The organism is Bacillus sp. JJ864 (assembly GCF_036963045.1).
GTDB lineage: Bacteria > Bacillota > Bacilli > Bacillales > Bacillaceae_G > Bacillus_A > Bacillus_A pseudomycoides_C.
Map to the genome: position 1 here is coordinate 1 of NZ_JBALLY010000157.1, position 289 is coordinate 289.

Sequence of the window (289 nt, forward strand, 5' to 3'; positions counted from 1 at the left end):
ATACAAAAAATATATAGAAATCACTTTTATTCTGCACTAAACAAGTACATTTTCATATACCACTTAATAACATTTTAAATAATTTTGGAGAATATAAACGTATCACTATCAATAGCATTGGGAATGGAAAGGATTGTTACTTAAAGTATTTGAAAAAAGCAGTTTTATATAAAGAGTATTTAGGAATCACTATATTATTTAGTGAAAATTGTACGTTTAGACATGAATTTCTCCTTTTGTTGTACTTAAAGAGATATTTGTTTAGAAAACTTTATGTTTAAGAACAAGA